This is a genomic window from Blastococcus sp. TF02A-35 (genome assembly GCF_004571075.1).
Lineage (GTDB): Bacteria > Actinomycetota > Actinomycetes > Mycobacteriales > Geodermatophilaceae > Blastococcus.
Genome location: NZ_SPQP01000073.1, coordinates 1 through 5,547, shown reverse-complemented (window position 1 = coordinate 5,547; position 5,547 = coordinate 1). Strand labels below are relative to the sequence as shown.

The following is a 5,547-nucleotide window of genomic DNA, read 5'->3' as shown; positions in this document are numbered from 1 at the left end:
AGTTGGACATCCAGCCAGGGACGAAGCCCGGAAGGGTCGAGTTTCTGCGCGTCCGCTCCTTGAGAACTCAACAGCGTGCCGAAAGTCAGTGCCAAGTAATACCCCGTGCCAGGGCTTTGTGCTCCTGGCTGGGATTCCTTTGGTTGATTGATATCGAGAGTGCTAGCTCTCGGTTCTCAGCCGCGATCAAATCATCTACGGAGAGTTTGATCCTGGCTCAGGACGAACGCTGGCGGCGTGCTTAACACATGCAAGTCGAACGGTGAACCCGCTTCGGTGGGGGATCAGTGGCGAACGGGTGAGTAACACGTGGGCAACCTGCCCTCAGCTCTGGGATAACTCCAAGAAATTGGGGCTAATACCGGATATGACTGCTGACCGCATGGTCTGGTGGTGGAAAGATTTATCGGCTGAGGATGGGCCCGCGGCCTATCAGCTTGTTGGTGGGGTCACGGCCTACCAAGGCGACGACGGGTAGCCGGCCTGAGAGGGTGACCGGCCACACTGGGACTGAGACACGGCCCAGACTCCTACGGGAGGCAGCAGTGGGGAATATTGCGCAATGGGCGAAAGCCTGACGCAGCGACGCCGCGTGGGGGATGACGGCCTTCGGGTTGTAAACCTCTTTCAGCAGGGACGAAGCGAAAGTGACGGTACCTGCAGAAGAAGCACCGGCCAACTACGTGCCAGCAGCCGCGGTAATACGTAGGGTGCAAGCGTTGTCCGGAATTATTGGGCGTAAAGAGCTCGTAGGCGGTTCGTCGCGTCGGCTGTGAAATCCCGAGGCTCAACCTCGGGCCTGCAGTCGATACGGGCGGACTTGAGTTCGGCAGGGGAGACTGGAATTCCTGGTGTAGCGGTGAAATGCGCAGATATCAGGAGGAACACCGGTGGCGAAGGCGGGTCTCTGGGCCGAAACTGACGCTGAGGAGCGAAAGCGTGGGGAGCGAACAGGATTAGATACCCTGGTAGTCCACGCCGTAAACGTTGGGCGCTAGGTGTGGGGCTCATTCCACGAGTTCCGTGCCGCAGCTAACGCATTAAGCGCCCCGCCTGGGGAGTACGGCCGCAAGGCTAAAACTCAAAGGAATTGACGGGGGCCCGCACAAGCGGCGGAGCATGTTGCTTAATTCGATGCAACGCGAAGAACCTTACCTAGGCTTGACATGCACGGAAATCCTCCAGAGATGGTGGGTCCGTAAGGGCCGTGCACAGGTGGTGCATGGTTGTCGTCAGCTCGTGTCGTGAGATGTTGGGTTAAGTCCCGCAACGAGCGCAACCCTCGTCCTATGTTGCCAGCACGTCATGGTGGGGACTCATAGGAGACTGCCGGGGTCAACTCGGAGGAAGGTGGGGATGACGTCAAATCATCATGCCCCTTATGTCTAGGGCTGCAAACATGCTACAATGGCCGGTACAAAGGGCTGCGATACCGCGAGGTGGAGCGAATCCCAAAAAGCCGGTCTCAGTTCGGATTGGGGTCTGCAACTCGACCCCATGAAGTTGGAGTCGCTAGTAATCGCAGATCAGCAACGCTGCGGTGAATACGTTCCCGGGCCTTGTACACACCGCCCGTCACGTCACGAAAGTCGGTAACGCCCGAAGCCGGTGGCCCAACCCTTGTGGAGGGAGCCGTCGAAGGCGGGATCGGCGATTGGGACGAAGTCGTAACAAGGTAGCCGTACCGGAAGGTGCGGCTGGATCACCTCCTTTCTAAGGAGCACTGGCCGCTTCCCTGGTGGGAGTGGTCCAGAGCCGCGCCCAGGCCGTGACGGCCCGTCATCTGCGACGGGCTGCGGGTGTCTGGGGTGGTGCTCGAGGGTGGAACGCTGACCAGTTCGGCCGGCAGCCTGGTGCTGCCCCTAGTACGGCCTGGTGTCTCCTGTGGAGGTGCTGGGTGGGGAACGGGGTGGGGTCGGGTGGGAGCTGGTCGTAGGCACGCTGTTGGGTCCTGAGGGAACGGGCGTCCGAGTGATCGGGCCTGTTGCTTCTGTCAGGGCCACCTGGGTCTCACATCACCACGGCGTCTGCGGGCGCAGCGTGGGTTTGGTGGGGCCGGTTCCGGTGGTGACTGGTCGTACGTTGAGAACTGCACAGTGGACGCGAGCATCTTCTGACTCTGTTTGCAGAGTTTGTTTGTAGGCCCGCTCATCTTGTCCTTCCGGGCTCGATGGGTGGGGTTTTTGTGTGGCCAAGTTGTTAAGGGCACACGGTGGATGCCTGGGCACCAGGAGCCGATGAAGGACGTAGGAGGCTGCGATAAGCCTCGGGGAGCTGTCAACCGAGCGTTGATCCGAGGATTTCCGAATGGGGGAACCCCGCACCAGTCATGTGGTGTGACCCGCGCCTGAACACATAGGGCGTGTGGAGGGAACGTGGGGAAGTGAAACATCTCAGTACCCACAGGAAGAGAAAACAACCGTGATTCCGTGAGTAGTGGCGAGCGAAAGCGGATGAGGCTAAACCGACCGCATGTGATAGCCGGCAGGCGTTGTGTGGTCGGGGTCGTGGGACAGTTCAGCTACCTCTGCCGGGGTGGCAGGGAGTCATAAAGATCTGTGTTAGTGGAAGGCCTCTGGAAAGGGTCGCCGTAGAGGGTGAGAGCCCCGTACACGAAAACTCAGGTCCTCCCGAGCTTGTTTCCCAAGTAGCACCGAGCCCGTGAAATTCGGTGTGAATCTGGCGGGACCACCCGCTAAGCCTAAATACTTCCTGGTGACCGATAGCGGACAAGTACCGTGAGGGAAAGGTGAAAAGTACCCCGGGAGGGGAGTGAAATAGTACCTGAAACCGTGTGCCTACAAGCCGTGAGAGCCTTAGGACTCCGGTCCGGGGTGATTGCGTGCCTTTTGAAGAATGAGCCTGCGAGTTAGCGGTACGTGGCGAGGTTAACCCGTGTGGGGTAGCCGTAGCGAAAGCGAGTCCGAACAGGGCGACATAGTCGCGTGCCCTAGACCCGAAGCCGAGTGATCTACCCATGGCCAGGTTGAAGCGCGGGTAAGACCGCGTGGAGGACCGAACCCACCAGGGTTGAAAACCTGGGGGATGAGCTGTGGGTAGGGGTGAAAGGCCAATCAAACTCGGTGATAGCTGGTTCTCCCCGAAATGCATTTAGGTGCAGCGTCACGTGTTTCTTGCCGGAGGTAGAGCACTGGATGGCTAATGGGCCCCACAAGGTTACTGACGTCAACCAAACTCCGAATGCCGGTAAGTGAGAGCGTGGCAGTGAGACTGCGGGCGATAAGGTTCGTAGTCGAGAGGGAAACAGCCCAGATCATCGGCTAAGGCCCCTAAGCGTGTGCTAAGTGGAAAAGGATGTGGGATCGCAGAGACAACCAGGAGGTTGGCTTAGAAGCAGCCACCCTTGAAAGAGTGCGTAATAGCTCACTGGTCAAGTGGTTCCGCGCCGACAATGTAGCGGGGCTCAAGCACACCGCCGAAGCCGTGGCATTCACATGTAGCCCGTCGGGCCCCTCGAGGGCCCGGCCAGGTGTGTGGATGGGTAGGGGAGCGTCGTGTGGCGGTCGAAGCGGCGGAGTGATCCAGCCGTGGACGCCACACGAGTGAGAATGCAGGCATGAGTAGCGAGAGGGGAGTGAGAACCTCCCCCGCCGGAAGACCAAGGGTTCCTGGGCCAGGCTAATCCGCCCAGGGTGAGTCGGGACCTAAGGCGAGGCCGACAGGCGTAGTCGATGGACAACGGGTTGATATTCCCGTACCCGCGAAGGAACGCCCATGCTGGACCCAGCGATGCTAACCGACCCAAACCGGTCGTCCCACTTGTGGGCCGGCTGGGAGTAGCTCGGGACCCGGACTGGTAGTAGGCAAGCGATGGGGTGACGCAGGAAGGTAGTCCTACCGGTGAGTGGTAGTACCGGTGCAAGGGTGTGGCCCGTGGGGTAGGCAAATCCGTCCCACATACAGGGTGAGGCCTGACGCATAGCCGAATGAGGCGAATGGGATGATCCTATGCTGCCGAGAAAAGCCTCTAGCGAGTTCCGAGCGGCCCGTACCCCAAACCAACTCAGGTGGTCAGGTAGAGAATACCGAGGCGATCGAGCGAACTGTGGTTAAGGAACTCGGCAAAATGCCCCCGTAACTTCGGGAGAAGGGGGGCCATCTGCTGTGAACCGCCTTGCGCGGGGCAGCGGTGGGTGGCCGCAGAGACCAGTGAGAAGCGACTGTTTACTAAAAACACAGGTCCGTGCGAAGTCGTAAGACGATGTATACGGACTGACGCCTGCCCGGTGCTGGAACGTTAAGGGGACGGGTTAGCCGCAAGGCGAAGCTCAGAACTCAAGCGCCAGTAAACGGCGGTGGTAACTATAACCATCCTAAGGTAGCGAAATTCCTTGTCGGGTAAGTTCCGACCTGCACGAATGGCGTAACGACTTCTCAGCTGTCTCAACCACAGGCTCGGCGAAATTGCACTACGAGTAAAGATGCTCGTTACGCGCGGCAGGACGGAAAGACCCCGGGACCTTTACTATAGCTTGATATTGGTGTTCGGTTCGGCTTGTGTAGGATAGGTGGGAGACTGTGAAGCGGGCACGCCAGTGTCCGTGGAGTCGCCGTTGAAATACCACTCTGGTCGAATTGGATGTCTAACCTCGGTCCGTGATCCGGATCAGGGACAGTGTCAGGTGGGTAGTTTAACTGGGGCGGTTGCCTCCCAAAATGTAACGGAGGCGCCCAAAGGTTCCCTCAGCCTGGTTGGCAATCAGGTGTCGAGTGCAAGTGCACAAGGGAGCTTGACTGTGAGACCGACGGGTCGAGCAGGAGCGAAAGCTGGGACTAGTGACCCGGCACTGGCATGTGGAAGCGGTGTCGCTCAACGGATAAAAGGTACCCCGGGGATAACAGGCTGATCTTCCCCAAGAGTCCATATCGACGGGATGGTTTGGCACCTCGATGTCGGCTCGTCGCATCCTGGGGCTGGAGTAGGTCCCAAGGGTTGGGCTGTTCGCCCATTAAAGCGGTACGCGAGCTGGGTTTAGAACGTCGTGAGACAGTTCGGTCCCTATCCGCCGTGCGCGTAAGAGACTTGAGAAGAGCTGTCCCTAGTACGAGAGGACCGGGACGGACGAACCTCTGGTGTGCCAGTTGTACCGCCAGGTGCACTGCTGGTTAGCTACGTTCGGCAGGGATAACCGCTGAAAGCATCTAAGCGGGAAGCTCGCTTCAAGATGAGGTCTCTCACCGGGTTAACCGGGTAAGGCCCCCGCCCAGACCAGCGGGTTGATAGGCCGGAAGTGGAAGCGCCGTAAGGTGTGGAGCTGACCGGTACTAACAGGCCGAGGGCTTGACCACACACACCCACATTCTCGGGCTCTGCAGGTCAAGGTCAGATAACAAGATTGTCACGCGTCCACTGTGCGGTTCTGAACGCACGAACCAGTCCAGCAATGGTTCGTACATGTTCACAGAGTTACGGCGGCCATGGCGAGAGGGAAACGCCCGGCAACATTCCGAACCCGGAAGCTAAGCCTCTCAGCGCCGATGGTACTGCCCTGGAGACGGGGTGGGAGAGTAGGACGCCGCCGGACA

3 rRNA genes are annotated in these 5,547 nt (G+C 59.2%); all 3 read left to right on the top strand.

What is annotated here, in order from left to right:
- Positions 1-194: 194 nt before the first annotated feature.
- The 3 genes from E4P43_RS19455 (at position 195) to rrf (ending at position 5,546) form a co-directional block, all read left to right on the top strand.
- Positions 195-1,713, top strand: a 16S ribosomal RNA gene (locus E4P43_RS19455).
- 476 nt (positions 1,714-2,189) lie between these two features.
- Positions 2,190-5,310: ribosomal RNA gene (locus tag E4P43_RS19450) — 23S ribosomal RNA — on the top strand.
- Between the two features lie 119 nt (positions 5,311-5,429).
- A 5S ribosomal RNA gene (rrf, locus tag E4P43_RS19445) occupies positions 5,430-5,546 on the top strand.
- The 16S, 23S and 5S rRNA genes sit together here, the layout of an rRNA operon.
- The last annotated feature ends 1 nt before the right edge of the window (position 5,547 follow it).